The sequence below is a fragment of the Variovorax boronicumulans NBRC 103145 genome (genome assembly GCF_001591345.1).
In the GTDB taxonomy this organism is placed as follows: Bacteria; Pseudomonadota; Gammaproteobacteria; order Burkholderiales; family Burkholderiaceae_C; genus Variovorax; species Variovorax boronicumulans.
Genome location: NZ_BCUS01000060.1, coordinates 1 through 24,427, shown reverse-complemented (window position 1 = coordinate 24,427; position 24,427 = coordinate 1). Strand labels below are relative to the sequence as shown.

The 24,427-nt window shown below is 69.8% G+C and carries 20 protein-coding genes; 12 read left to right on the top strand and 8 right to left on the bottom strand.

Going from position 1 to position 24,427, the window contains the following annotated elements; all coding sequences use genetic code 11:
- Positions 1 to 289 precede the first annotated feature (289 nt).
- From VBO01S_RS18015 to VBO01S_RS18005, 3 genes are all read left to right on the top strand, one after another.
- The gene (locus VBO01S_RS18015; protein WP_062477274.1) at positions 290 to 637 is read left to right on the top strand and encodes an STN domain-containing protein; all 348 of its coding nucleotides are present in this window, start codon (positions 290 to 292) and stop codon (positions 635 to 637) included.
- 194 nt (positions 638 to 831) lie between these two features.
- A complete protein-coding gene (locus tag VBO01S_RS18010) occupies positions 832 to 3,555 on the top strand; it encodes a sensor domain-containing diguanylate cyclase (RefSeq protein ID WP_062477271.1) in 2,724 nt (907 codons plus the stop codon).
- A 48-nt stretch (positions 3,556 to 3,603) separates the two neighbouring features.
- A complete protein-coding gene (locus VBO01S_RS18005; RefSeq protein ID WP_062477268.1) occupies positions 3,604 to 5,502 on the top strand; it encodes a GspE/PulE family protein in 1,899 nt (632 codons plus the stop codon).
- Positions 5,503 to 5,529: 27 nt separating this feature from the next.
- Here VBO01S_RS18005 and VBO01S_RS18000 read toward each other — a convergent pair whose 3' ends face one another.
- Positions 5,530 to 6,219 carry an EAL domain-containing protein gene (locus VBO01S_RS18000; RefSeq protein ID WP_062477265.1) on the bottom strand — a complete coding sequence of 230 codons (690 nt, stop codon included), beginning with the start codon at positions 6,217 to 6,219 and terminating at the stop codon, positions 5,530 to 5,532.
- A 397-nt stretch (positions 6,220 to 6,616) separates the two neighbouring features.
- Between VBO01S_RS18000 and VBO01S_RS17995 the strand changes: the two genes are divergently transcribed.
- From VBO01S_RS17995 to VBO01S_RS31875, 4 genes are read left to right on the top strand one after another with little or no spacing between them, the layout of a single operon-like run.
- Positions 6,617 to 7,147 (top strand): Csu type fimbrial protein, encoded by a 531-nt coding sequence (locus tag VBO01S_RS17995; RefSeq protein WP_070062075.1) that lies wholly within the window; start codon positions 6,617 to 6,619, stop codon positions 7,145 to 7,147.
- 8 nt (positions 7,148 to 7,155) lie between these two features.
- The gene (locus VBO01S_RS17990; RefSeq protein WP_062477260.1) at positions 7,156 to 7,965 is read left to right on the top strand and encodes a fimbrial biogenesis chaperone; all 810 of its coding nucleotides are present in this window, start codon (positions 7,156 to 7,158) and stop codon (positions 7,963 to 7,965) included.
- Between the two features lies 1 nt (position 7,966).
- Entirely contained in the window at positions 7,967 to 10,288 is a 2,322-nt protein-coding gene (locus VBO01S_RS17985) for a fimbria/pilus outer membrane usher protein (protein ID WP_169805063.1), read from the top strand.
- Positions 10,258 to 10,785 carry a Csu type fimbrial protein gene (locus tag VBO01S_RS31875; protein WP_169805062.1) on the top strand — a complete coding sequence of 176 codons (528 nt, stop codon included), beginning with the start codon at positions 10,258 to 10,260 and terminating at the stop codon, positions 10,783 to 10,785. The genes VBO01S_RS17985 and VBO01S_RS31875 overlap by 31 nt, the downstream gene beginning before the upstream one ends.
- 4 nt (positions 10,786 to 10,789) lie before the next feature.
- Here the strand turns inward: VBO01S_RS31875 and VBO01S_RS17975 are convergent, their stop codons facing one another.
- The 4 genes from VBO01S_RS17975 to VBO01S_RS17960 form a co-directional block, all read right to left on the bottom strand.
- A complete protein-coding gene (locus VBO01S_RS17975; protein ID WP_062477251.1) occupies positions 10,790 to 11,767 on the bottom strand; it encodes an NAD(P)H-dependent flavin oxidoreductase in 978 nt (325 codons plus the stop codon).
- Between the two features lie 51 nt (positions 11,768 to 11,818).
- Positions 11,819 to 12,424, bottom strand: coding sequence for a TetR/AcrR family transcriptional regulator (locus tag VBO01S_RS17970; protein WP_062477248.1), 606 nt, complete (start codon positions 12,422 to 12,424; stop codon positions 11,819 to 11,821).
- 129 nt (positions 12,425 to 12,553) lie between these two features.
- Entirely contained in the window at positions 12,554 to 13,708 is a 1,155-nt protein-coding gene (locus tag VBO01S_RS17965; protein WP_062477245.1) for an aromatic ring-hydroxylating oxygenase subunit alpha, read from the bottom strand.
- A 112-nt stretch (positions 13,709 to 13,820) separates the two neighbouring features.
- Positions 13,821 to 14,879 carry a beta-keto acid cleavage family enzyme gene (locus VBO01S_RS17960; protein ID WP_062477244.1) on the bottom strand — a complete coding sequence of 353 codons (1,059 nt, stop codon included), beginning with the start codon at positions 14,877 to 14,879 and terminating at the stop codon, positions 13,821 to 13,823.
- 237 nt (positions 14,880 to 15,116) lie between these two features.
- Between VBO01S_RS17960 and VBO01S_RS17955 the strand changes: the two genes are divergently transcribed.
- On the top strand, positions 15,117 to 16,097 hold the full coding sequence (locus VBO01S_RS17955; protein WP_082818183.1) for a Bug family tripartite tricarboxylate transporter substrate binding protein: 981 nt from the start codon (positions 15,117 to 15,119) through the stop codon (positions 16,095 to 16,097).
- Positions 16,098 to 16,122: 25 nt separating this feature from the next.
- On the top strand, positions 16,123 to 17,163 hold the full coding sequence (locus tag VBO01S_RS17950) for an AraC family transcriptional regulator (RefSeq protein ID WP_062477242.1): 1,041 nt from the start codon (positions 16,123 to 16,125) through the stop codon (positions 17,161 to 17,163).
- A gap of 94 nt (positions 17,164 to 17,257) precedes the next feature.
- On the opposite strand, the gene VBO01S_RS17945 is transcribed toward VBO01S_RS17950, so the two are convergent.
- The 3 genes from VBO01S_RS17945 to VBO01S_RS17935 are packed head-to-tail and all read right to left on the bottom strand — an operon-like array spanning position 17,258 to position 20,211.
- Positions 17,258 to 18,316, bottom strand: coding sequence for a beta-keto acid cleavage family enzyme (locus VBO01S_RS17945; protein ID WP_062477240.1), 1,059 nt, complete (start codon positions 18,314 to 18,316; stop codon positions 17,258 to 17,260).
- 49 nt (positions 18,317 to 18,365) lie between these two features.
- Entirely contained in the window at positions 18,366 to 19,208 is an 843-nt protein-coding gene (locus VBO01S_RS17940; RefSeq protein ID WP_062477238.1) for a TauD/TfdA dioxygenase family protein, read from the bottom strand.
- Positions 19,209 to 19,239: 31 nt separating this feature from the next.
- On the bottom strand, positions 19,240 to 20,211 hold the full coding sequence (locus tag VBO01S_RS17935) for a Bug family tripartite tricarboxylate transporter substrate binding protein (RefSeq protein ID WP_157627384.1): 972 nt from the start codon (positions 20,209 to 20,211) through the stop codon (positions 19,240 to 19,242).
- Between the two features lie 196 nt (positions 20,212 to 20,407).
- Here VBO01S_RS17935 and VBO01S_RS17930 point away from each other — a divergent pair, with 196 nt between their 5' ends.
- From VBO01S_RS17930 to VBO01S_RS17920, 3 genes are all read left to right on the top strand, one after another.
- Entirely contained in the window at positions 20,408 to 21,379 is a 972-nt protein-coding gene (locus tag VBO01S_RS17930; protein ID WP_062477236.1) for a quinone oxidoreductase family protein, read from the top strand.
- A 23-nt stretch (positions 21,380 to 21,402) separates the two neighbouring features.
- Positions 21,403 to 22,434 (top strand): AraC family transcriptional regulator, encoded by a 1,032-nt coding sequence (locus VBO01S_RS17925; RefSeq protein ID WP_062477233.1) that lies wholly within the window; start codon positions 21,403 to 21,405, stop codon positions 22,432 to 22,434.
- 46 nt (positions 22,435 to 22,480) lie between these two features.
- On the top strand, positions 22,481 to 24,427 hold a 1,947-nt coding region (locus VBO01S_RS17920; protein ID WP_062477231.1), incomplete at its 3' end, for a winged helix-turn-helix domain-containing protein.

Below are 24,427 nucleotides of genomic sequence, written 5' to 3'. Positions count from 1 at the left end.
CCGACACACGAAGCGGCAGGTCGCCGGGATTGGCGACAGACAGTGAGACGAACGGCCCGAAGATTTCCGGTAACGCGCGAAGGCCCGCCGGCGAAATTTCCTTGAATTCCCGTGCCCGGCGGCGGACCCGGAAATTCTAGAAGGCCGGGCCCGAGGGCTTTTCCCCCTTGCCCCGTTACCGGAAAGTGCGCTCGAACTCGTCTCACCGGGGGCAGAAGAAAAACCAATTCGCGGAAAACAGACCGACATGATTCGAATCCGGAGGCAGCCCCCCACCTTCCTTGCCCTCTTGCTCACCCGCCCCCGCCTTGCCCTCGTGGCCGCCGCCGGCCTGCTGGCGACGGGGCTGGCCTGCGCCCACGCGCGGGAGTTCGACGTGAAGGGCGGCGAGCTGCGGCCCGCGCTCGACGCCTACATCGCGCAGTCGGGCGTGCAGCTCATCTACAAGATGGAAGACGTCAAGGACCTCTCGACCCGGGGCATCAGGGGAAAGATCGCCGCCGACGCGGCGCTGGAGCGCCTGCTCGACGGCACGCGCCTGCGCGTGCGGCGCGGACAGGACGGCGCGATGGTGCTCATCGCGCCGGCCCGCTCGCCCGCGGCCGCCCGATCGGAGCCGCCGCCGCGCGTCGAGTAATACGATTGGTTTCCCTCGCGCACCTGCGCAACACTCCGGCCCCCAGGAACCCCGCGAGATGCACCGCAATGGCGCGCATTTCTCGCACTTTCTGACACACTAGCTGCGCAACGCGCGAAGGGTGTGTGCCGTGCCCCCCTGGCCGGCCCGGCCGGTGGTCCCCGCCGCTTCGCTGCACCGCCCGCACGACGCCCATGAAACTCTTCGCGACCGCGAAACGCCGCATCAGCCTGAACACGCGCCTCAGCGTCGGCGTTGCGGCCGTCGTGCTGGCCACCACCTTCGTCATCGCCACGGTGGCGCTGCACCTGGTCAAGAGCCGCATGCAGGCCTCGATCGCCAACGAGGAGTTCGCGCGGCTGTCGGCCATCGCGAGCGCGGTGGAGCAGAAGTTCGCCAGCCGGCGCATCCTGCTGAAGACGATCGCCGAGAGCGTGGGCTCGCACGGCATCACGAACGCCGCGCCGCTGCAGGCCTTTCTCGAGAAGCACCAGTCCCTGCGGGCGGCGTTCGACAACGTCGCCTTCCTGGACACGGACGGCGAGCTGGTCGCCAACCTGAACGGCGCGCGACAGATCGGCAAGGTGAACGTGAAGGACCGCGCGTACTTCAAGGACACGGTCGCCGCGCGCACGGGCGTGATCTCCGAGCCTTACCGCAACCGGCTCAACGGCCTGGCGCAGGTCGCCATCACCGAGCCGGTGCTCGATGCGGCCGGCCGGGTGCTGTTCGTGATCTCGGGCTCCATCAACCTGAAGGACCGCAACATCCTGGGCGAACTGGCCGACGTGCGCTTCGGCCAGACGGGCTACGTGTTCATCACCACCGCCGACGGCATCGTGATCGACCATCCGCTGGCCGACCGCGTGCTCAAGCAGGCCAACATGGCCATGGCCGACGACGCGCCCGACCTGGACCGCGCGATCGGCGGCTTCGAAGGCACCATCGAAGGCGTGAACCATGCGGGCGTGCCCGGCCTGTACGCCTTCAAGCGCATCCGCCAGGCCGACTGGATCATGGGCTCGATGTACCCGCGCCACGAGGCCTTTGCCCGCATCGACGCCATCGAGCGCACCGCGTGGATCGGCGCCATCGTGCTGGCGCTGCTGGCCGGCGCGCTGGCGCTGGCCGTGGTGCGCCAGCAGCTGCGCCCGCTCACCGGGCTGCACCGCCACATGCTCGACGCCCACGCGGCGCCCGCGCAGGCGGCCGTGGCGCGCACCTACCCGGACGACGAGATCGGCGACCTCTCGCGCACCTTCGACCGGCTCATGCAGCAGCACCAGGCCAGCGAGAAGTTCCTGCGCGACATCACCGACAACCTGCCGGCCATGATCTCGCACGCCGACGCGCAGGGCCGCTACACCTTCGTGAATGCGCGGCTGTGCGAGGAGCTGGGCTACAGCGCCGAGGAGCTGGTGGGCCAGCCCGTGCAGAGCATGAGCGGCCTGCACGACGACCCGACGCTCGAGCACAACCTGCGGCGCGTGCTGGCCGGCGAGGCCGTGTCCTTCGAGCGGCGCGGCGCCGCGCACCGCGACGAGGAAGAGCACTTCTTCCAGACCGACTTCATCCCCGAGCTCGACGCGCAGGGGCGGGTGTGCGGCTACTACGCGATGACCTTCGACATCACGCAGCGCAAGCACATCGAGCTCGAGCTGGCGCACAGCGAGGCGCAGATCCGCACCATCGCCGACAACATTCCCGCGCTGGTCTCGCACGTCGACGCCGCGCTGTACTACACCTTCGTCAATGCCAAGGTGCGCACGCTGCACCACGGCCAGCCGCTGGTGGGCCAGTGGATGCCGGCCGTGCGGGGCGCGGCCGATTTCGCGGTGGTGCGGCCCCACATGGAGCGCGCGCTGGCGGGCGAGACGGTGATCGTCGAGAAGGCCGGCGACGCGGCGCTGGGCATCGGCGACCGCACCTTCAAGGCCCACTACATCCCCGACCAGGACGCCGAGGGCATGGTGCACGGCGTGTTCGCGATGACCTTCGACATCACCGACGAAGTGAACATCCGCCGCGCCCTCACGCAGCAGGAAAAGCGCCTGCGCGACGTGACCGACAACATCCCCGCGCTGGTCGCCTACTTCGACCGCGACGAGAACTGCCTGTACGGCAACAGCCGCGCGCGGCGCATGGCGGGCCTGGACGAGCGCGCGCCGCTCGACGGCGTGACGCTGCGCTCGGCCGTGGGCGAGGCTGTGTATGCGCAGCACACGCCCCACCTGCCCACGGTGCTCGCCGGCAGGGCGACGCAGTACCCGGTGCAGGTGCCGATCGATGACCGGGAGGCGCACTTCCAGGTGAACCTGATTCCCGACAAGGACCTGGCGGGCCACACGGCGGGCTTCTACCTCATGACCTTCAACGTCACGGCGCTGAAGGAGGCCGAGCGCAAGCTCATCGAGCTGGCACGCATGGACGTGCTGACCGGCCTGCCGAACCGCCTGGCCTTCAACGAGCAGCTGCCCGCGGCGATGTCGCGCGTGCGCCGCGCCGAAGGCGGCATGGCGCTGATGTTCCTGGACATCGACCACTTCAAGGCCATCAACGACACGCTCGGCCATTCCACCGGCGACGGCGTGCTGGCCGAGTACGCGCGCCGCCTGCGCGCCAGCGTGCGCGAGACCGACACGGTGGTGCGCCTGGCCGGCGACGAGTTCGTGATCGTGCTGGAGAACGTGCACTCGCAGGACGCGGTGGCGGGCGTGGCGCACAAGATCGTCTCGCAGATCGCGGCGCCGGCGTTCCCAGTGGAAGGCCGGCGGCTGGACGTCACGACCAGCATCGGCATCGTGTTCGTCGAGACGGTCGATGCCAGCGTCGGTGCCGGCGAACTGCTCGCGCGGGCGGACACGGCGCTCTACGCGGCCAAGTCGCAGGGCCGCAACCGTTTCGCGTTTTACCGTTAGCGTCGGCACGCCCGCCGCACCCCCTCACCCCCACCAGGAGACCCATCCATGGCAGCCACCGAAGTCGTCATGCCCGAACAGCTCGTGCAGGAGCTCGACCTGCAAAGCCGCATGCCGATCGCGCGCATCGGCCAGGCGCTGATGTCGCTGGGCATGATCACGCAGGCGCAACTCGACGCGGCGCTCCAGCAGCAGCAGCGCGAGCCCACGGTGCCGCTGGGCGAGACGCTGGTGCGCATGGGCGTCGTGAGCCGCGGCCAGCTGCAGACCGCGCTGGTGCGCAAGATGGGCTACCCGCTGGTGAACCTGCATGTGTTTCCGGCCGCGGCCGACGCGCTGCGCAAGGTCGGCCACGAAGCCGCGCGGCGCCTGCAGGTCATGCCGCTCATGCTGCACGGCGGGCGCCTGGTGGTGGCGCTCGACGACCCGGTCAACCGGCACGCGGTGATCGACGAGGTGGAGTTCATCGCGCAGATGAAGGTGCTTCCCGTGCTGGGCCAGTGCCTGGACCTGGACGGCGTGCTGCACAAGGCCTACGAGAAGGTCGGCCAGGTGGCGGCCGAGCGCCCGGTGATCGACATGAACGACCCGATGCGTCCGCTCGAGTTCGACATGACGGGCACCAGCACGCTGCTGAAGACGCTCGAGAAGGAAGAATCGGCCGCCGCACCGGCCGCCGGCGAGCCGCCCGTGGAGCAGTCGGACAACTCGCTGGTGCGCATGATCAACAGCATGATCCTCGAAGCGCACCGCGAGGGCGCCTCCGACATCCACATCGAGAGCGACCCGGGGCAGGAAAAGACGCGCATCCGCTTTCGCCGCGACGGCCGGCTCTACACCTACCTGGAGCTGCCGCCCAGCTACCGCAACGCGGTGGTCGCGCGCGTGAAGATCATGTGCGACCTGGACATCAGCGAAAAGCGCAAGCCGCAGGACGGCAAGATCAACTTCTCGAAGTACTCGCCGCAGCACCGCATCGAGCTGCGCGTGGCCACCATCCCGACCAACAACGGCCTGGAAGACGTGGTGATGCGCATTCTGGCCTCGGCCAAGCCCATCGCGCTCGATGCGCTGGGCCTGTCCGAGCGCAACCTGGCGCAGTTTTCGCAGGCGGTCGACCGGCCCTACGGCATGGTGCTGTGCGTGGGCCCGACGGGCTCGGGCAAGACCACCACGCTGCACTCGGCGCTCATGCGCATCAACACGCCCGAGCGCAAGATCTGGACCGCCGAAGACCCGATCGAGATCACGCAGCCGGGCCTGCGCCAGGTGCAGGTCAACCCGCGCATCGACTGGACCTTTGCCAAGGCGCTGCGCGCCTTCGTGCGCGCCGACCCCGACGTGATCATGGTCGGCGAGATCCGCGACGCCGAGACCGCCAGGACCGCCATCGAGGCCTCGCTCACCGGCCACCTCGTGCTGTCGACGCTGCACACCAACAGTGCGCCCGAAACCGTGACGCGCCTGCTCGACATGGGCATGGACCCGTTCAACTTCGCCGACTCGCTGCTGGCCGTGCTGGCGCAGCGGCTGGTGCGCTGCCTGTGCCCGCAGTGCGTGCAGAGCCGCCCGGCGACGAGCGAGGCGGTCGAGGAGCTGCTGGCCGACTACATGCACGCCTTCGGCGCGCAGGACACGCCGGCCGCGCGCGACGCCGTGCGCGCCGAGTGGGTGCAGCGCCACGGGCGCGACGGCCAGCTGCAGACCTACACCAGCACCGGCTGCAAGCACTGCAACGACACCGGCTTCCGGGGCCGCGTGGGCATCCACGAACTGATGGTGATGTCGAGGGAACTGCGCCGGCTGGTGCAGGGCGGCGCGCGCGCCGAGGAACTGCAGGACGCCGCGATGCGCGAAGGCATGCGCACGCTGCGTCAGGACGGCATCGAGAAGGTGCTGGCGGGCCGGACCACGCTCGAGGAAGTGCGCGCGACCAGCAACGTCTGACCCAGAAGGTCTGAGGTCAGGGAAGGCTCAGGCGGCGGCGTCCCACGCCACCGCCGGCAGCGTGGCGATGGCCGGCCGCGCGAACAGGTAGCCCTGGAACAGCTCCACGCCGATCTCGCGCAAGGCGCGCACCTCTTCGGGCGCCTCCACGCCTTCGGCGATCACGCGGATGCGCAGCTCGTCGCAGGTGGCGACGAAGCCGCGCACGATGGTCAGCCGCACCGGGTCGGCATGGATGCCGCGGATCAGGCTCAGATCGATCTTCACCACGTCGGGCTGGAACGCGGCCAGCAGCTCGAAGCCCGCGTAGGCGGCGCCGAAGTCGTCGATGGCCGAAGTGAAGCCGTGGCGCTTGAAGGCGCGGAAGGTGTCGGCCAGGCCGTGCAGGTCGCGCACGCGCTCGCCTTCGGTGATCTCGAACATCAGCTGGCGCACCGGGAACTTGCAGCGCTTGGCGGCAGCCATGGCGGTGCGGAAGCACTCGGCCTGCCCCGCGACGTCGTTGGGCATGACGTTGAGGCTCAGGCGCGACTTCATGCCCAGGCGCGAGGCGATCTCGATGGCCTTGACGCGGCAGGCTTCGTGGAAGGCGAAGCGGTCGACCGGATCGACGCGCCCGAGCACCTCGGCGGCGCCTTCGCCCGAGAGGCCGCGCACCAGCGCCTCGTGCGCATAGATCTCGTGCCGGCCCAGGTCCACGATGGGCTGGAACGCCATGGTGAACCCCGAGGCGAGGCCAGCAGGCGCGGCATCAGCATGTATTTCGGCGATCACGTTGGATGGACCTCGCGGGCAAGGTTGCAATGGCGTTGGATGGCGACTCCCAAGAGCGTAAATGTAAACGGTTCTATACACCGCACGCACCACCCCCTCCGACAAGAGGTCGCGCCCCATGAAGACATCCGACCTAGGCCCGGCCCAGGCTGTAGACCGAAATCACTCATGAGCTCTCCCGGCCTCGGAAAAATCTGTAGCAAGCTGTCGACGACAGGGCCGCGTCCTATGTCCCATCGGGGAGAGATTGATTAGAAAGGGGGCGCCCACTACTGGAAACGGTGGGTGGGTTTTCACTGTCGTTCCCGGGTTTCCAGTCACCGATGAAAGGTCCCGTCCGATGCGCCACCAGCCTCGCTCCCTCCTTCGCACACTGGCCCGTACCGTGCTGCCCGTCGGTGCCTTGTTGACATTGCTGCCCGCGCAGGCGGTCACCACGACCACGACCTTTCAGGTCACGGCCACGGTGCTCAAGGCCTGCCTCATGACCACGCCGGCCACGCTGGCGTTCGGGCCGTACGACCCGGCGTCAGCCACCGCCCTGGCCGGCACCACCAGCCTCAACGTGACCTGCACCTTCGGCACGCCCTACTCGCTCGGCCTGAGCGCGGGCGGCGGCTCGGGCGCAACGATCACGAACCGCCTGATGACCAGCCCCACGGCGGCGGCCGGCAACAACACGCTGGGCTACGGCCTCTTCAAGGACAGCGCGCACCAGACCAACTGGGACAACAGCGTCGCCGGCACCGGCTACGTCGGCAACGGGACGCCGCAGACACAGACGATCTACGGCCTGATTCCCACGGGGCAGTACACCGCGGCGCCGGCCATCGACTACACGGACACGATCACGGTCTCGCTGACCTATTGAGGGCGCCGTTGACCGCCTTCACCGCAGGCCGCCACGGCATGCGTCGCGCCCTGCTGCCAGTCGCATGGGGGGCCGGCCTGCTGCTGGCCGCCCTCGCTCCCGCTCCCGCCGCGGCCACCAGCCTCAGCGTGGCGCCGCTGCGCATCGTGCTCACGCCGCAGCGCCCGGTCGCCTCGCTCACCATGGGCAACGCCGAAGACACCGAGGTCGCCGTGCAGGCCGAGGTGGTGGCGTGGTCGCAGCAGGACGGGCGCGATGCCTACGAACCCACGCGCGACGTGCTGGTCAACCCGGCCATCTTCCGGCTGCCGCCGGGCGGGCGGCAGATCGTGCGCCTCGGGCTGCAGGTGCCGGCCGACGCCGGCGAACGCAGCTACCGCGTCTTCCTGCGCCAGCTGCCGCGCGACCAGGCCCTGCCGGCGGACGGCACCGAGGGCGCGAAGGTGCAGACGCTGCTGCGCATCGGCGTGCCGATCTTCGTGCCGCCGCTGCAGCTGCGCCGCGCGCTGCAATGGTCGCTGCAGCCTTCGGGGCGCGCCACCGGCACGGCAGGCACCGCCTGGCGGCTGGTGTTCGACAACCAGGGCAGCGAGCACATCCAGGTCACGCAGCTCGTGGTGCGCCGCGAGGACGGCACCGAGCTGCTGCGCAAGAGCCTGTCGCAGTACGCGCTGGCCGGGCAGTCGGCCGGCATCGACATCGAACTGCCCGCCCTGCCGCCCGACACCCGGCTGCATGTCGAGGCCGCCACCGATGCCCCCGAGGCGTCGTCCAGCGCCACCGTGCGCGTGCCCCGTGCGCCCGCCACGCCACGCTAGCTTGTGGGTCTGCTGCGGCTGGCTGGGCCTGCGCGTGGCCTGCGCACAGACGTCACCCGCTGACATGGCGGGCGAGGTGCAGCCCGCGATCCTCGACGTGCGCATCAACGGCCTGAGCCAGCCCGCGCCGCGGCCGCTCTTGCGGCGCGGCGCCCAGCTGCTGGCGTCGGCGCCCGACTTCGCGGCCTGGCGGCTGGTGCGGCCTGCGACCGCGGCGCTGCAGCGCGATGGCACCGACTACTACGACCTGCGCGCGCTGCCGGGCGCGCAACTGCAGCTCGACGAAGGCGCCCAGAGCGTGGACCTGAGCGTGCCCGCCGAAGCGTTCACGCTGGGCACCGTGCATGCGCATGCGGGCGACCGCCCACCGCTGTCGGCCTCGGCCTTCGGGGCCTTTCTCAACTACGACCTGGCCTTGCAGCACGACCGCGAAGGCACGCGCGCCTCCGGCTATTTCGATGCGGCTGCGTCGGCCGACTGGGGCCTGGTGGGCACGAGCCTCGTCGCGGGCCAGTCCGCATTCGGCGGACGCGGCACGACGCGGCTGGACAGCTACTTCCGCCGCGACGACCCCGCCCGGCTCACGCGCCTCACGGTGGGCGACACGATCACGCAGGCCGCCGCATGGTCCACGCCCTTTCGCTTCGGCGGCGTGCAGTTCGGCACCCGCTTCGGCTTGCAGCCGGGCTTCATCAGCTACCCGATGCCGACCCTGCGCGGCGGCGCGGCCGTGCCGTCGGCGGTGGAGGTGTATGTGAACGACACGCTGCGCTACCAGCGCCGTGTGGACGCCGGCCCCTTCGCGCTCAGTGACGTGCCCGTGCTCACCGGCGCGGGCGAGATGCGCTTCGCCGTCACCGACGCGCTGGGCGTGCAGCGCACCGTGACCACGCCCTACTACGTGAGCTCGAACCTGCTGCGCGCGGGCCTGTCCGACTACTCGCTCGAAGCCGGCTGGACACGGCTGCGCTACGGCGAGCGCAGCTTCGACTACGGCCCGCCCTTCGTCGCCGGCACCTGGCGCCACGGCGTGAACGACGGCGTGACCATCGAGGCGCGCGGCGAGGCCAGTGCGCGCAGCCAGACCGCGGGCGCCGGCGTGACCTGGGTCTGGGGCACGCTGGGCGAGCTCTCGCTGCACGGCGCCGCCAGCCGCAGCAAGGACGGCGACAGCGGCCGCCTCTGGCGCGCCGCCTACACGCGCACCAGCGACGAATGGAACTTCTCCGTGAGCCGCCAGGTGGCCAGCCGCGGCTTCACGCAGATCGCCTGGCACGACAGCCCCGTGCACACCGACGCACAGACCCAACTCTTCGCAGGCCGCTCGCTGGGCCGCTACGGCACGCTGGGCGCGAGCCACACGCGGCTGCGCTACAACACCGGCGAGCACATCGGCGTGACCACCGCCAGCTGGTCGATCAGCCTGGGCGGCAACGCCTGGCTCGGCACCTCGGTGGCCCACACGCGCCAGGACGGCAAGCGCTCCATCACCTCGGTGAACCTGAGCCTCAGCTTCACGCTCGGCGAGCGCCAGCACGCCACGCTCTCGGTGCAGCAGCAGAAGCCGGGCGGCCATTCGGCCGTGGCCGAGTGGGTGCAGCAGCCGCCCAACGACACCGGCTGGGGCTACCGGCTGCGCGCCGCCGACGGCGAGAACGCGCGCAGCGAGGCCGCGGTCGATTGGCGCGGTCGCTACGGCATGCTGACGGCCGAAGCCGCGCGCGCCCAGGGCCAGACCGCCGTGCGCCTGCGCGCCAGCGGCGCCGTGGGCTTCGCGGGCGGCGTGGGCTTTGCCACCCGCCAGTCGGACGACGCCTTCGCGCTCGTGACCGTGCCCGGCGCCGCCGGCGTGAAGGTCTACCGCGAGAACCAGCCCTGGACCACCACCGACAGCGAAGGCCGCGCCGTCGTCTCGGGCCTGCGCGCCTACGAGCCCAACCACATCAGCATCGACAACGGCGACCTGCCGATCGAGGCGCAGGTGCGCAGCGACGTGCTGCGCGTGGTGCCGCGCTACAAGGGCGTGGCGCAAGCCAGCTTCGACATCGCGCGCGACACCATCGCGAACGTCACGGTGCTGCTACCCGACGGCAGTCCGCTGCCACCGGGCATCGACGTGATGCGGCCGGCGCGCGGCACCTCGCTGCTGTCGGGCTTCAACGGGCTGGTGTCGGTCGACGACCCGCAGCCGAACGAACGCTTCGAGGCGCGATGGAAGAGCGGGCATTGCCGCTTCACGCTGGGCGCGCCCGACCGCGCCGCTGGCGCACTGCCCTCGATGGGACCTTACCGATGCGAACCCGTGTCGCCGTCCCCGCGCTGACCGCCGCGTTGGCGCTGGCGGGGCTGCTGGCCCCGGGCGCGTCGCGGGCCGCGTGCACGGGCCTGGGGGTGTTCACCTGCACTGTCACAGTCACTGCGGCAACGCCATTGGCCTTCGGCAACTACGATCCCGCCGTTGCAACGCCCAAGGACAACACCACGACCATCACCGTCGTCGGCAAGGTCACTTCCCTGGTCGCCCTGCTGGTGAACCTGTCCTACACGATCGGCCTCGACGCGGGCTCGGCCGGCGCCATCACCAGCCGGCAGATGGTGGGCCCGGTCAGCAGCACGCCGCTGGGCTACAACCTCTACACCTCCAACACGCACGGTACTGTCTGGAACGCCAGCAACGTCTCGGACAGCTACAACATCACGGCCTCCGTGCTGGGCACGACGGTGTCGAGGGACTACACCGTCTACGGCCGCATTCCGGCCGGCCAGTACGTGGCACCGGGTCCCTACAGCAGCACCATCACGGTGACCGTGACGTACTGAAAGCTCAGCCCCTCAGCATGCCCGCCAGGCGCTTGGCGATGAGTTCATCGGCCTGCGCCATGATGCGGTCGATAAGCTCCGCGCAGCTGGGCACGTCGTGGATCAGCCCGGCCACCATGCCGCAGCTCCAGGCGCCGGCGTCCATGTGGCCCTCGGTCATCACCTTCGGGTAGATGCCGGCGACCTGGTCCATGATGTCGTCGATCTTCAGCGCGTCGCCCTTGGCGCGCTCGATCTCCATGAGGCGCTCCACGCCCGCGTTGTTGATCACGCGCTCGGTGTTGCGCAGCGAACGCATGATCAGGCGCGTGTCGAGCTCCGAGGCGTTGACGATGGCCTGCTTCACGTTGGCGTGCACCGGCGCTTCCTTGGTGGCGATGAAGCGCGTGCCCATGTTCATGCCCTCGGCGCCCAGCGCGAGCGCGGCCACGAGGCTGCGGCCGTCGGCCATGCCGCCCGAGGCGACGAACGGGATCTTCAGTTCTTCGGCTGCGCGCGGCAGCAGGATCATGTTGGGCACGTCGTCCTCGCCGGGGTGGCCGCCGCACTCGAAGCCGTCGACGCTCACCGCGTCGCAGCCGATGCGCTCGGCCTTGAGCGCGTGGCGCACCGAGGTGCACTTGTGGATCACCTTGATGCCCGCGGCCTTCAGCGCCGGCATGTAGGCCTCGGGGCTGCGGCCCGCGGTTTCCACGGCCTTGATGCCGCCTTCGACGATGGCCGCGATGTACTCGGGGTACGGCGGCGAGGCAAAGGTCGGCAGGAAGGTGAGGTTCACGCCGAAGGGCTTGTCGGTCATCTCGTGGCAGCGCGCGATCTCGCGCGCCAGCAGCTCGGGCGTCTTCTGCGTGAGGCCCGTGATGATGCCCAGGCCGCCGGCGTTGGAGACGGCCGCGGCCAGCTCGGCGAAGCCGACGTAGTGCATGCCGCCCTGGATGATGGGGTGGCGGATGCCGAAGAGTTCGGTGATGCGGGTTTTCAAGGGAACGTCCTTTGGTCGGGGTTGCTGGGAAGGAAAGAGAGAAAGAAAAAATCAGGGCGGCGAGATGACGCGCAACACGTCGCGCGCCATCGCCTTCATCCAGGCCGTGTCGCTCTTCAGCGCGGGCTCGGCGAAGGTCTTGGCGAAGGTGGGCCGTGCCATCTTGGCGTAGTTGAGCGTGCCGAAGATGAGCGTGAGCACCACCACGGCCGACAGGTCGTCGCGCACGAGGCCGGCCGCCTGCGCCGCGGCCACCAGGCCCAGGCTGGCTTGCAGGAAGCCTTCGAGCGGCCGGGTCTGCGCGTGCTGGATGCGCTCGGCGTTGTCGAGCAGTTCGCGCGTGACGAGCTTGAAGCCCGTGGGCCGCGCATGCATCCACTCGACCTGCAGCGCGACGAACGCCTGCAGCCGCGCAGGCAGGTCGGGGGCCGCCTCGACGCGCTTGCAGATGCGCGCCGTCAGGTCCTCGGCCTGCTTCTCGAGCACGGCGCGGTACAGCACCTCCTTGCTCGCAAAGTGGTGCAGCAGCCCCGGGTTGCCGACCTCGCAGTCGCGCGCGATGGCCGACAGCGATGCGCCCTGGAAGCCGTGGTCGGCAAAGTGCTGCTCGGCACGCGCGAGGATCGTTTCTTTACGGGAAGGGGCAAGGGTGGCCATCGGCGGTTCTGGAAAGCGTCACGCAGACGAGCGCATGCCGCGAAGACGCGACCGGCGATCAGACGCGATGCGCGCCATTCTTTCTTGTGTCTTGTGGTCTGGTTGTTGCACGCGCGACACCCTCGCGCGTCAGCGTGCGGCCGGCATCGCCGCCACCTGCTGCGCGAGCTGCGCATGGAAGCGCGGCGCGCTGTACTCGAAGGTGCCGAAGCTGAGCGCGTCGTTCGCGCCCGACGCCAGCCCGGCCTGGATCGACTCGGCCAGCGCGTAGTCTTCCGCGAGCGTGCGCCGGTACAGCGCCACGTTCGCGTCCCAGTGCGCCGTGGCCTTCTCCGAGGCCGGCGCCTCGGGAATCAGCGTGAGCTCGTGCACGCGCGTGCGCGCGGCGCCCAGCGGCTCCAGCATGCTGAGCTGCGCGTGGTCGGGCTGCACCAGGATGGTCGTGTTGGGAAAGAAGAAGTAGGTCAGGTTGCCGTAGCGGCGCGGATCGAAACCGGCGGCGTCGGGCCGGTGCTCCTGGAACTTCGACTTGAGCAGGTACAGGCGCCGGTTCAGGTCGAACTCGTCGATCACCTGCAGGTTGTGCAGGAACATGTGGGCGATGGTGTCGCGGTGCGCCACCTTGAAGTGGTAGGCCTCGAAGGAACCGTCGACCAGCAGCTTCCAGTTGGCCTCGACCTCGTACGTGCGCGGCGCATAGGCCACGGGCGCGCGCAGCCCGGCCAGCGACTCGAGGTTGTCCATGAGCGCGCCCAGGTGCGCGCCGGGGTCGCTGTCCGCCTGCGACGGATCGCACACGACCCAGACCACGCCCGCGCGCTCGACCGTGGCCAGCCGGCGCAGGCCCGACTCGTCCTGCTTCAGGCAGGGAAAGCCGAAGGACTCGGGCACGCCGCGCAAGGCGCCGTCGGGCTTGTAGGTCCACGCGTGGTATGGGCAGACGAAGGCGCGCGCTTCGCTGCCGCTGCCCTCGGGCACCACGCGCGCGCCGCGGTGGCGACACACGTTCAAGAAGGCCTGCACCTGCCCGTTCTCCTGGCGCACCAGCAGCAGCGGCACGCCGGTGTGCGTGAGCGACAGCCAGGCACCGGGCGACGCGAGCGAGGCGCTGGCGGCCACCGGCTGCGGATGCCGCTGCAGCAGCCGCCGCTCGTCGCGTGCGATGGCCTCGTCGGTGTACTGACCGACCGGCACACGGTCGCCCTCCCCTTGCGCGTCGGCGCGCCCGGCCTGCAGGGCCGTGGTCGCTCGGCGATGGAGTTCGGCTGCGAAGTTCTCGCTCATCGGGGGCTTTCTGTGCGATGCGATGCAGCCCGGTGAGCTGCGCGATCGGCCCAGTCTACCGACTGACCAGTCGGTACGTCAACCGCCCCCCGGGGAAGCGGTGGAAGCGGTATCAGGCCGGCTTGCGCAGGAAGCCCTGCTGCGCCCCGTTGCGGTTGGGCGCGAAGCCGTTGGCCTGCAGCGTCTCTTCGGTGGTTTCGTAGAACACGCCGATCTTCATGATCTCGCGCGCCTGCTGCGCCGTGGCGATGGGGCGGCCGAACTCGGTCGCGATGCGCACGAGCTGCTTGATCTGCTCGACCGAGCTCATCTTGCCGGTGCGGGTCTGGTTCCACAGCACGTCCTCGATGCCGCAGCGCACGTGCAGGCCCAGGGCGATGCCGATCATGTTCACGGGCAGCACGTTGAGCACCGAGCTCTCCACGGTGACCACCGCGCCGTCGGGTGCGGCGCGCAGGAAGTTGGCCAGGTTGTAGATGTTCGCCTGGTCCATGCCGCCGCTGATGGCCACCCAGTTCATCACCAGCGGGCCCTTGTAGACGCCGCGGCGGATCATGCGTTCGATGGTCTCGAAGCTGTTGATGTTGTAGCACTGGAACTCGCTCTGGATGCCCGCGGCCGTGAGGCGGCGGATGTGCTCTTCCACCCAGCTGGGGTTCGAGGGAACGATCATGTCCCTGTAGGTCGAGTACAGCCGCGGGTCGCCGCGCGACAGGCCCTTGAAGTCGTCCAGGCCCGCGTGCTCGGTCACGTTCATCTGCGTGGTGTTGACGGTCACCGTGACCTGGTCGGGCCTGGGCGTGAGCTCGGCCAGCATGTGGCGCGTGTCGTCGCTGAGCCACTTGGCGGCGGCGCCGTCGTCCTCGGGCGCGAAGCTGATGGAGCCGCCCACCTGGATGACCATCTCGGGCACGCGGGCGCGCACGCCGGCGATCAGTTCGTTGAACATCGACAGGCGCTTGCTGCCCTTGCCGTTGGCCTCGCGCACATGCAGGTGCAGCACGGTGGCGCCGGCTTCGTAGCAATCGACCGCCTTCTGGATCTGCTCTTCCATCGTGACCGGAATGTCTTCCGGGAAGTCGGCGGGAATCCAGCCCGGTGCATAGGGCGCGGCCGTGATGATCAGGGGCTGCTGGTTCTCTGGATACAGGTGGCCGTCGAGGAAGTTCATGGGGTTGTCTCCGGTGAAAGGGTTGCGCTTGCAGCCAAAGTTTCTGGCGCAGCTGCGAAAACTTCTTGCTCATCGGGGGCGCGGTTTTGTTTTTCTGGGGCATTGGAACGGCGCGTGCAAAGACAGGTGTCGCTGTCGCGATCCGGTAAGTGGCCGACGCGTGGCGCCAAGCATCCAGCAGAGGTGGCGCCACAGAATCCGCACGCCCTTCTTGTCTCTTCCACCTGAGGACGAACCATGTGTCTGCATCTGCTGCGAGCCTCCCTTCTCTTCCTGGCCGCGCTGTGCTGCGGCACAGCCTCGGCCCAGGCCTGGCCCGACAAGCCCATCCGGCTGATCGTTCCCGCGCCGCCGGGCGGCATCTCCGACGCGGCGGCGCGGCTGCTCGCCGAACAGCTGCGCACGAACCTCGGCCAGACCGTGCTGGTGGACAACAAGCCGGGCGGCTCCGCCGTCATTGCCGAGCGCGCGCTGATGGCTGCGCCGGCCGACGGCTACACGCTGATGGTCGGGCCGTCGAGCTTGCTGTCCGACATTCCGCTCACGGTGAAGACGCCCTTCGACCCGCTCAAGACCTTCACCTACGTCGGCGAGGTGACGGGCATGTTCCATGTGCTGGTGGCCAATGCCGGCTTCCCGCCGAACACGGTGAACGACCTGCTGGCGCATGCCAAACAACATCCGCGCTCGGTCAGCGTGGCCAACCTGAGCACGGGCACGCGCTCCAACCTGCTGGGCGAGATGCTGCGCGCGCGCAGCGGCAACGACATCCTCGTGGTGCCGTACAAGGGCTCGGCGCCGGCGCTGGTCGACCTCATGGGCAACCAGGTGCAGCTGACCTTCGAGGTGGTGAGCAACGTCACTTCGCAGATCCGCAGCGGCAAGATCAAGGCGCTGGCCGTAGCGTCGTCGAAACGCTCGCGCTTCCTGCCCGACGTGCCCACCTTCGGCGAGCTGGGCCTGCCCGACTTCGTGATGCCCGACGCGAGCGTGGGCGTGTTCGTGCTCAGCAGCATGCCGCCGGCGCTGCAGGAGAAAATCCGCGCCGAGGTGGCCCGGGCCGTGCAGGCGCCGAAGTTCCGCGAGGCGCTGCTCGCGCAGAATTACGATCTGCCGCGCGAGGCGACGCTGGTGCAGCTGCGCCAGACGCTGGACGCCACGACCGCCCACAATCGGGCCATCATCGAGAAACTGCAACTCAAGATCAGCCCCGAGTGAACGCGGGGCCCTTCCCACAGCCACCATGAAGCACCTCGGTCGACTGATGCGCAGCGCGAGCCTCAGCGGCTACGTGGAGCTGGTGCAGTCGCTCGGCCGCGACCCGCATGCCTTCATGCGCACCGTGGGGCTGAAGGCGCAGCTGCTCGAGCACCCCGAAACGCTGATCCCCGGCGACGCCGTGCGCGAGCTGCTCGAGATCACCGCGCGCGCCACGCGCACCGAAGATTTCGCGCTGCGGCTGGCGGCGCAGCGCAAGCTGTCGGCGCTGGGCCCCATCAGCGTCGTGCTCAAGGAAGAGCCCACGCCGCGCGACGCGCTCGACACGCTGGGCCGCTACCTGAAGCTGGTGAACGCCTCGCTGAGCTTTCGCCTCGAGGACACGGGCGACATGGTCATCATCCAGGAAGACCTGCTGCCCAGCCCCGGGCTGCCGATGCGCCAGTCGATGGAGCTGGCCGTGGGCATCATGTTTCGCATCCTCGGCGAGCTGATCGATCCGCAGTGGCGCCCGCAGCAGGTGTGCTTCACGCACCGCCCGCCGGCGGACATGGCGGCGCACCGCGCCTTCTTCGGTCGCAACGTCAAGTTCAACCAGGATTTCAACGGCCTCGTGTGCCTGGCGGCCGACCTGCGCAAGCCGCGCGAATCGGGCGACCAGGGCGTGGCGCGTTTCGCGCGCGAGTACCTCGAAGCCGCGCTGAAAGACCGCGGCGAGAGCACGCGCGAGGCCTGCCGCGAACTCATCCTGGCGCTGATGCCCGGCGGCGGCTGCACGGCGCAGGAAGTGGCGCGGCACCTGCGCGTGGACCGCCGCACGCTGCACCGCCGGCTCGAGGCCGAAGGCCTCACCTTCAGCCGCCTGCTCGACGACGTGCGCTCCGACCTCGTGAAGCGCCACCTGCGCGACAGCGACCTGCCGCTGAGCGAGGTGGCCGAGCTGCTGGGGTTTTCAGGGCCCAGCAGCTTCAGCCACTGGTTTCGCCACCACTTCGGCTGCAGCGCCTCGCAGTGGAGCAAGCAGACGGCCGGCGCGGTGGCTCAGGGCGCGGTGCGCGCGTTCTGAACCAGGTCTTCGTGGCGCAGGGCATGCGCGATGCCCTCCAGCAGGCGCCAGGCGGCGCGCGTGAAACGCCTCGTCATCGCCATCGTCCTTCTTCTCAGGCCGCCTTGCGCAGGAAGCCCTGGTTGCCTCCGTTGCGGTTCGGCGCGAAGCCGTTGGCGGCGAGCGACTCCTCGGCCGTCTCGTAGAACACGCCGATCTTCGAGATCTCGCGCGCCTGCTGCGCCGTGGCGATGGGGCGGCCGAACTGGCGCGAGATGGCGACCAGCTGCTCGATCTGCGCCACCGTGCCGATCTTGGCGGTGCGCGTCTGGTTCCACAGCACGTCCTCGGTGCCGCAGCGCACATGCAGGCCCATGGCGATGCCCATCATGTTCACGGGCAGCACGTTGCGCACCGAGCTTTCCACCGTGAGCACGGCGCCGTCGGGCACGGCGCGCACGAAGTTGGCCAGGTTGTAGATGTTCGGCGCGTCCATGCCGCCGCTGATCGCCACCCAGTTCATCACCAGCGGTCCCTTGTAGACGCCGCGCCGCATGAGCCGCTCGACCGACTCGAAGCTGTTGATGTTGTAGCACTGGAAGGCGCTCTGGATGCCCGCCTTCGTGAGGCGGCGGATGTGCTCCTCGACCCAGCCCGGCTGCGCCGGCACCGTCATCTCCTTGTAGGCCTCGAAGATGGCCGGGATCTCGCGCGAGGTGCCCTTGAAGTCCGCCAGCTCGGCGTGCTCGGTGACGTTCATCTGCGAGGTGTTGACCGTCACCGTCACCTGGTCGGGCGTGGGCTCCAGCTCGGCCAGCATGTGGCGCGTGTCGTCGCTCAGCCACTTGGCGGCGGCGCCTTCGCTCTCGGGTGCGAAGCTGATCGAGCCACCCACCTGGATGATCATCTCGGGCACGCGCGCGCGCACGCCGGCGATCAGCTCGTTGAACTTCGACAGGCGCTTGCTGCCCTTGCCGTCGAGTTCGCGCACATGCAGGTGCAGCACGGTGGCGCCGGCGTTGTAGCAATCGACCGCCTTCTGGATCTGCGCTTCCATCGTGACCGGGATCTCGCCCGGGAAGTCGGAAGGAAGCCAGCCCGGTGCATAGGGCGCGGCGGTGATGATCAGCGGCTGCTGGTTTTCGGGAAAGAGATGGCCGTCGAGGAAGTTCATGGCGTGCGTCTGTCAGGTGGCGAGGCGGGGGGCGGATGCGGGGCGATGTTCAGTACGGCACGTCACCGACGATGCCGGCGCGTTCCATCTTTCGTGGCGCAGGCCAGTAGTCGTTCAGCGCGTAGTGCTGCGTGCTGCGGTTGTCCCAGACGACCACGTCGCCCGGCTGCCACGACCAGCGCACCTGGTACTCGGGAATGGTGGCGCGGCTGAGCAGGTAGTTCAGCAGCAGCGCCGCACCCGGTGTCTTGTCGATGCCGTGGCGCACGTTCTCGGGGGTGCTGTAGTTCACGAAGTGGGTGGTGAAGCTGCCCACGTAGAGCACCTTCTCGCCGGTCTCGGGGTGCGTGCGCACCACGGGGTGCTCCACGGGCGGATGGTCCTGGCCCAGCTTGAGGCGCGCTTCCATCGGCATCACGGCGCCGAAGGAATGCTCGATGCTGGCCTTGGCGCGCAGCTTGCCGATCTTGTGCTTGATCTCTTCGGGCAGCTCGTCGTGCGCCTGCACCATGTTCACCCAGATGGTGTCGCCGCCGACCTCGGGGCACTCGATGCAGCGCAGCACCGCGCCCATGGCGGGGCTCTGGCGCCACAGGCCGTCGCAGTGGTAGGTGTTCTCGTAGCTGTGCTTGTTGTCGCTGCGGTAGATGCGCACGAGGCCCGGGTGCTCGGGGTCGCTGCCGACCACGGGGTGGTCTTCCAGTTCGCCGAAGCAGCGTGCGAAGGCGACGTGCTCGGCGCGCTCGATGTCCTGGCCGCGGAAGAAAAGCACCTTGTGCTTGAGCAGCGCGGCGCGGATCGACGCAAAGCACTGGGGGTCGCGCGAGGCCTCGCCCAGGTGGACGTCCGAGATTTCGGCGCCGATGGACGGCGTGAGGGGTCTGATCTTCATGAGAGGTCTCCGATGGAATGGCGCGTGCCGCTCAGTTCGCCTGGATGCGGTACTTCTTGACGATGGCGGCGTTGCGCTCGGACAGCGCGCGGGTCTCGGCGATGAGCGCGGGCGTGTCGACGCTGAGCTCGGGCTCCAGGCCCACGTCGAGCAGCTTCTGCTGCACGGCGGGCGCCTGGCCGGCCTTCTCGATCGCGGCATGGAGCCTGGCCATCACGTCGCCCGGCAGCTTGGCCGAGCCGATGAAGCCGACCCAGCCGCGGAACTGCAGGTCGGGGTAGCCCAGCTCGGTGGTGGTGGGCAAGTCGGGCAGGAAGCGCGAGCGGGTCTTGCCGGTGAAGGCATAGGGGCGCAGCTTGCCGGCCTTGATGAGCGGCATCGAGGTGAGCATGCCGTCGAACATCAGGTCGACCTGGCCGCCCAAGAGGTCCTGCAGCGCGGGCGGCGAGCCGGGATAGCCGATGTGCTGCAGGTCGAGCCCGGCGCGGTCGCTGAGGATGAGGCCCGCGTACTGCGACACGGTGCCGGGGCTGTAGCTGGCGAAGCTGGCCTTGCCCTTGCGCGTCTTCAGTTCGGCGAGCAGGCCCTGGAAGTCCTTGGCCGGAAAGTTCGCGGCCGTGACGAGCACCACGCCCGAGCGCGCCACCGAGCCGATGGGCACCACGTCCTTCAGCGGATCGAAAGGCATCTTCACGACCTGCGGCGTCTCGGCCAGCACGTTGCTGGCGGCCATCACGATGGTGTTGCCGTCGGCCGGCGCCTGCAGCATGGCCTGCAGGCCGATGGAGCCGCCCGCGCCGGGGCGGTTCTCGACGATCACGGGACGGCCGATGTCCAGCGCCATCTGCTGCCCGACGACGCGGGCGACGATGTCCATCGTGCCGCCCGGCGGCGCGGGAACGATGAGCTTGACGGGCTTGTCGCCCAGCGCCCAGGCCCCGAGGGCCATCGAGCATCCGACCAGCGCCACGGCGGCGGCGCGTGCAAATTGCAGCAGTTTCATGGGGTGTCCCCGGTTGTTGTCTTGCAGGCCTCGGTGGGCCGATGCCGTCAGTATCCGGCGCACCACGCCCGCATTTCTTGCTTTATCGGGGCATCGATTTGCCAATTTGGGACATCGCCAAGACCACGCTTCCCGCCGCCGCCACGCGCCGCAAGAATCCGTTCCATACAGCCCCACACACCCCAGGAGACGCACCATGAACCAGGCCATCCGCTTCCACGAGACCGGCAGCGCCGACGTGCTCCAACTCGAACACGTCGAGGTCGGCGAGCCCGGCCCGGGCCAGGCGCGCGTGCGCCACAGCCTCATCGCCGTCAACTTCATCGACATCTACTTCCGTACCGGGCGCTATCCGCTGGCACTGCCCAATGGCCTCGGTTCCGATGCCGTGGGCGTGGTCGAAGCCGTGGGCCCGGGCGTGACCGACATCCGCGTGGGCGATCGCGTGGGCTACCTCATCGGGCCGCAGGGGGCGTACTCGCAGGTGCGCGTGATGCCGGCTGACGTTCTGATCCCGTTGCCCGATGGCATCTCCGATCGCACCGCTGCCACGCTGATGATGAAGGGCATGACGGCGCAGTACCTGTTCCGCCAGGTCTATCCACTGAAGGGTGGCGAGACGATCCTGTACCACGCAGCCGCCGGTGGCGTGGGCCTCATTGCTTGCCAGTGGGCACGTGCGATGGGCGTCACGATGATCGGCACCGTCAGCACCGACGAGAAGGCTGCGGTCGCCAAGGCCAACGGCTGCACGCACACCATCGTGACCTCGCGCGAGAACATCGCCCAGCGTGTGCGCGAGATCACCGAGGGCAAGGGCGTGCCGGTCGTCTACGACTCGGTGGGCAAGGACACGCTGGAAGCCTCGCTCGATTGCCTGCAGCCGCGCGGCACGCTGGTGAGCAACGGCACGTCGTCGGGCGCCGTGGTCCTCGACACCAAGCTGCTGGCGGCGAAGGGCTCGATCTGGCTCACGCGGCCGGCGATGGTGCACTACATCCATCCGCGCCCGCACATGCTGTCAATGGCCGACGAACTCTTCGGCCACGTGCTGGCCGGCCGCATCGTGAGCGAGCCTCAGCAGAGCTTCGCACTGGCCGACGCGGCCGAAGCGCACCGCGCGCTCGAAGACCGCAAGACCACCGGCGCCACCGTGCTCGTGCCCTGAGAACTGCCACGTGCGGACTTGCGATGTCCTCCCTGGTCCGCGCGGCAAGCCTCACCCACTACAGCGAGGTCGCCCGCGCCAGCGGCCTCGACCCGGCGCGCATGCTCCTGGACGCCGGCCTGAGTCCCCGCGTGCTGGACGAGCCCGACCTGATGATTCCGGTCGACCGCGTCGCCGCGCTGCTGCAGGCCTCGGCCGAGCGTTCGGGCAACGACAGCTTCGGGCTGTGCATGGCCGAGGGACGGCGGCTTTCGAACCTCGGGGCCGTCGGCCTGCTGGTGCGCGAGCAGCCGACGCTGCGCGATTCGCTCGACGTGCTGATGCGCTACCAGCCGCTGCTCAACGGCTCGCTGTCGCTGATGGTCGAGGCCTTCGGCCAGGTGGTGGTGATCCGCGAGGAAGTGCAGCCTGGCAAGGCGCACCGCGCCACGCGCCAGCGCATCGAACTGGCGCTGGGCGTGATGCTGCGGCTGCTGCGCCAGTTTCTCGGCGCCGACTGGCAGCCCCGGCGCGTGTGCCTGGCGCACCCCGCGCCGCGCGACCTGCGCACGCACCACCGCGTGCTGGGCGCGGCCGTCGCGTTCGATCAGGACTTCCACGGCATCGTCTGCGCGCGCGACGACCTGGACGCGCCCAACCCCTCGGCCGACCCGGCCATGGCGCGCTATGCGCGGCAGCTGCTCGACGCGGCAGCGCCTGCGCCCGGCGACGCGCTGCCGGGCGACGTGCGGCGCGCGGTGCTGCTGCTCCTGCCCAGCGGGCGCTGCAGCATCGCGCAGGTGTCGGCGCACGTGGGCGTGGAATGCCGCACGATCCAGCGCCGGCTCGCCAACGACGGGCAGAGCTTCTCGGCCATCGTCAACGACGTGCGCAAGGAACTCGCCGTGCGCCATGTGCTGGAGGGCGACCGTCCGCTGGCCGAGGTCGCGGGCCTGCTCGGTTTCTGCGCGCCCAGCGGGCTGTCGCGCTGGTTCCATGCGCAGTACGGCTGCAGCGCGAAGGCCAGCCGCGCGCGGCGGGGAGCGCCGCGCCGCGCTTCGGCCTCGCGCGATTGACGTGGAGAATCGGGCCCGTTCTTCCCTCCACGAGCACGAACGAGCCTTGGCCACTTTCCCGCCCCCCGATGCGAGCGGCGCCCCGCGCGACCTGCTGCTCAAGGTGACGCCGCCCCGTGTCCCGCGTCACCTGGTCTCTCGCGCGCGGCTCCTGTCGAGCGCCGACGCGCTGCGCGACCACGCGGTGTTCGTGGTGCAGGCGCCCTCGGGTTTCGGCAAGACCTCGCTGCTGGCGCAATGGCGGCTGGAGTACCTGGGCCTGGGCGTGCCGGTCGGCTGGGTCTCGGCGCAGAGCCAGGACGATCCGGGCCGGCTGGTGCAGAGCCTGGCGCTGGCGCTGCGCGTCGCCATGGGCCGCCCCGCGTTCGGGCGCAGCCTGTTCCAGGACGACCGGCCCGGCACGCTCGGCAGCGTCACGGCGCTGCTGGCCGAGCTGGCGCAGGCGGCCTTGAACGTGGTGCTGGTCATCGACGAGGCCGACCGCCTGCCGCCGGCCTCGCGCGAGGCGCTGGCCTACCTGCTGCGCAATGCGCCGCCCAACGTGCGCACGCTGATCGCCACGCGCCCCGACGGCCGGCTCGACATCGAAGACCTCGTGGCCTACGGGCAGTGCGTGGAGATCGGCCCGGCGCTGCTGAAGTTCAGCCTCGACGAAACGCTGCAGCTGGTGCAGGCGCGCTTCGGCGCGCGCGTCGACCGCAACACCGCCGCCCGGCTGCACGAGCTGACCGAAGGCTGGCCGCTGGGCCTGCAGCTGGCCACGACCATCATCGCGCGCGGTGCCGACGCGCACGCCGCGCACACGGTGCTGGGCGACATGACGGCCGCCGCCGGCGAGCTGCAGGGCGAGCTGGTGCGGCTGCTGCTGGTCAACCTCGACCCCCCCGATCGCGACTTCCTGGCCCGCATCGCCGTGCTCGACCTGCTGCATCCCGAGCTGTGCCGCGCCGTCTCCGGCGTCGACGACGCCGCAGCGCGGCTGGCGCGGCTGAGCAACGACACGCCGGTGTTCGCCGCCGCCGAAGGGGGCGAGTGGCTGCGCATGCATGCGCTGGCGCGCGACGTGCTGCGCCAGCGTTTCGCCGCACTCGACGCCGCCGAACAGGTGGCGGCGCATGCGCGCGCGGCACAGTGGCTGGCCGCGCACGAGCTGCTCGACGAGGCCGCCCACCACGCGCTGAGCGCGGGCCAGCACCAGACCGCCTACGAGCTCGCGGAGCGCAGCCTGTACGAATCGCTCATGCGGCGCGGTCGGCAGGCCACGGTGCTCGAATGGATGGCGCAGATGCCGGCCGACGAACTCGACCGTCGCCCGCGCCTGCTGCTGGCCGCGGCATGGACGCTCGCATCGAGCGAGCGGCACGAAGAAGCCGGCCGCTTCGTGGCGCGCATCCTGGCGCAGCCCGGCGTGAGCGATGCACTGCGCTGCGAATGCGCGCTGATCCTGGGCGGCGCGGCCGTGTTCGCTGACGACCCCGACCGTTTCGTCGAACTGCACGCGCCCTGGACCGAGGCCGTGCCGCTGACCGACCCGCTGCTGCTGCAGTCGCACGCCAACCGCATGGCCTACCGCGCGCTGCTCGAGGGCGAGCCCGCGCTCGCGCGCCTGCGCCAGCAGCAGGCCCTGCGCGGGCACCCGGGCCACGGCGTCGACTACATCCGGCGCTGGAGCGAACTGGTCATCGGCCTGAGCTATGCGTGGGAGGGCCAGGTGCTGCTGGCCGAGCAGCTGCTGCGGCCCGCTGTGGCCGGCGCCGAGGCCGAGATGGGCCGGCGCCACCGCTTCAGCTGCAACCTGGCCGCGCTGCTCGCGTCGGTGGCCTGGGAGCGCGACCTGCCGGGCGACGCCGCCACGCTGCTGGCCGACCGCCTCGACGTGCTGGAGCACAGCGGCCTGCCCGAATCGCTGCTGCAGGCCTACCGCACGGCGGCGCGCATCGCGGCGGCCGAAGGCGCCGAGCACCGCGCGCTGGAACTGCTGGACGCGCTGGAC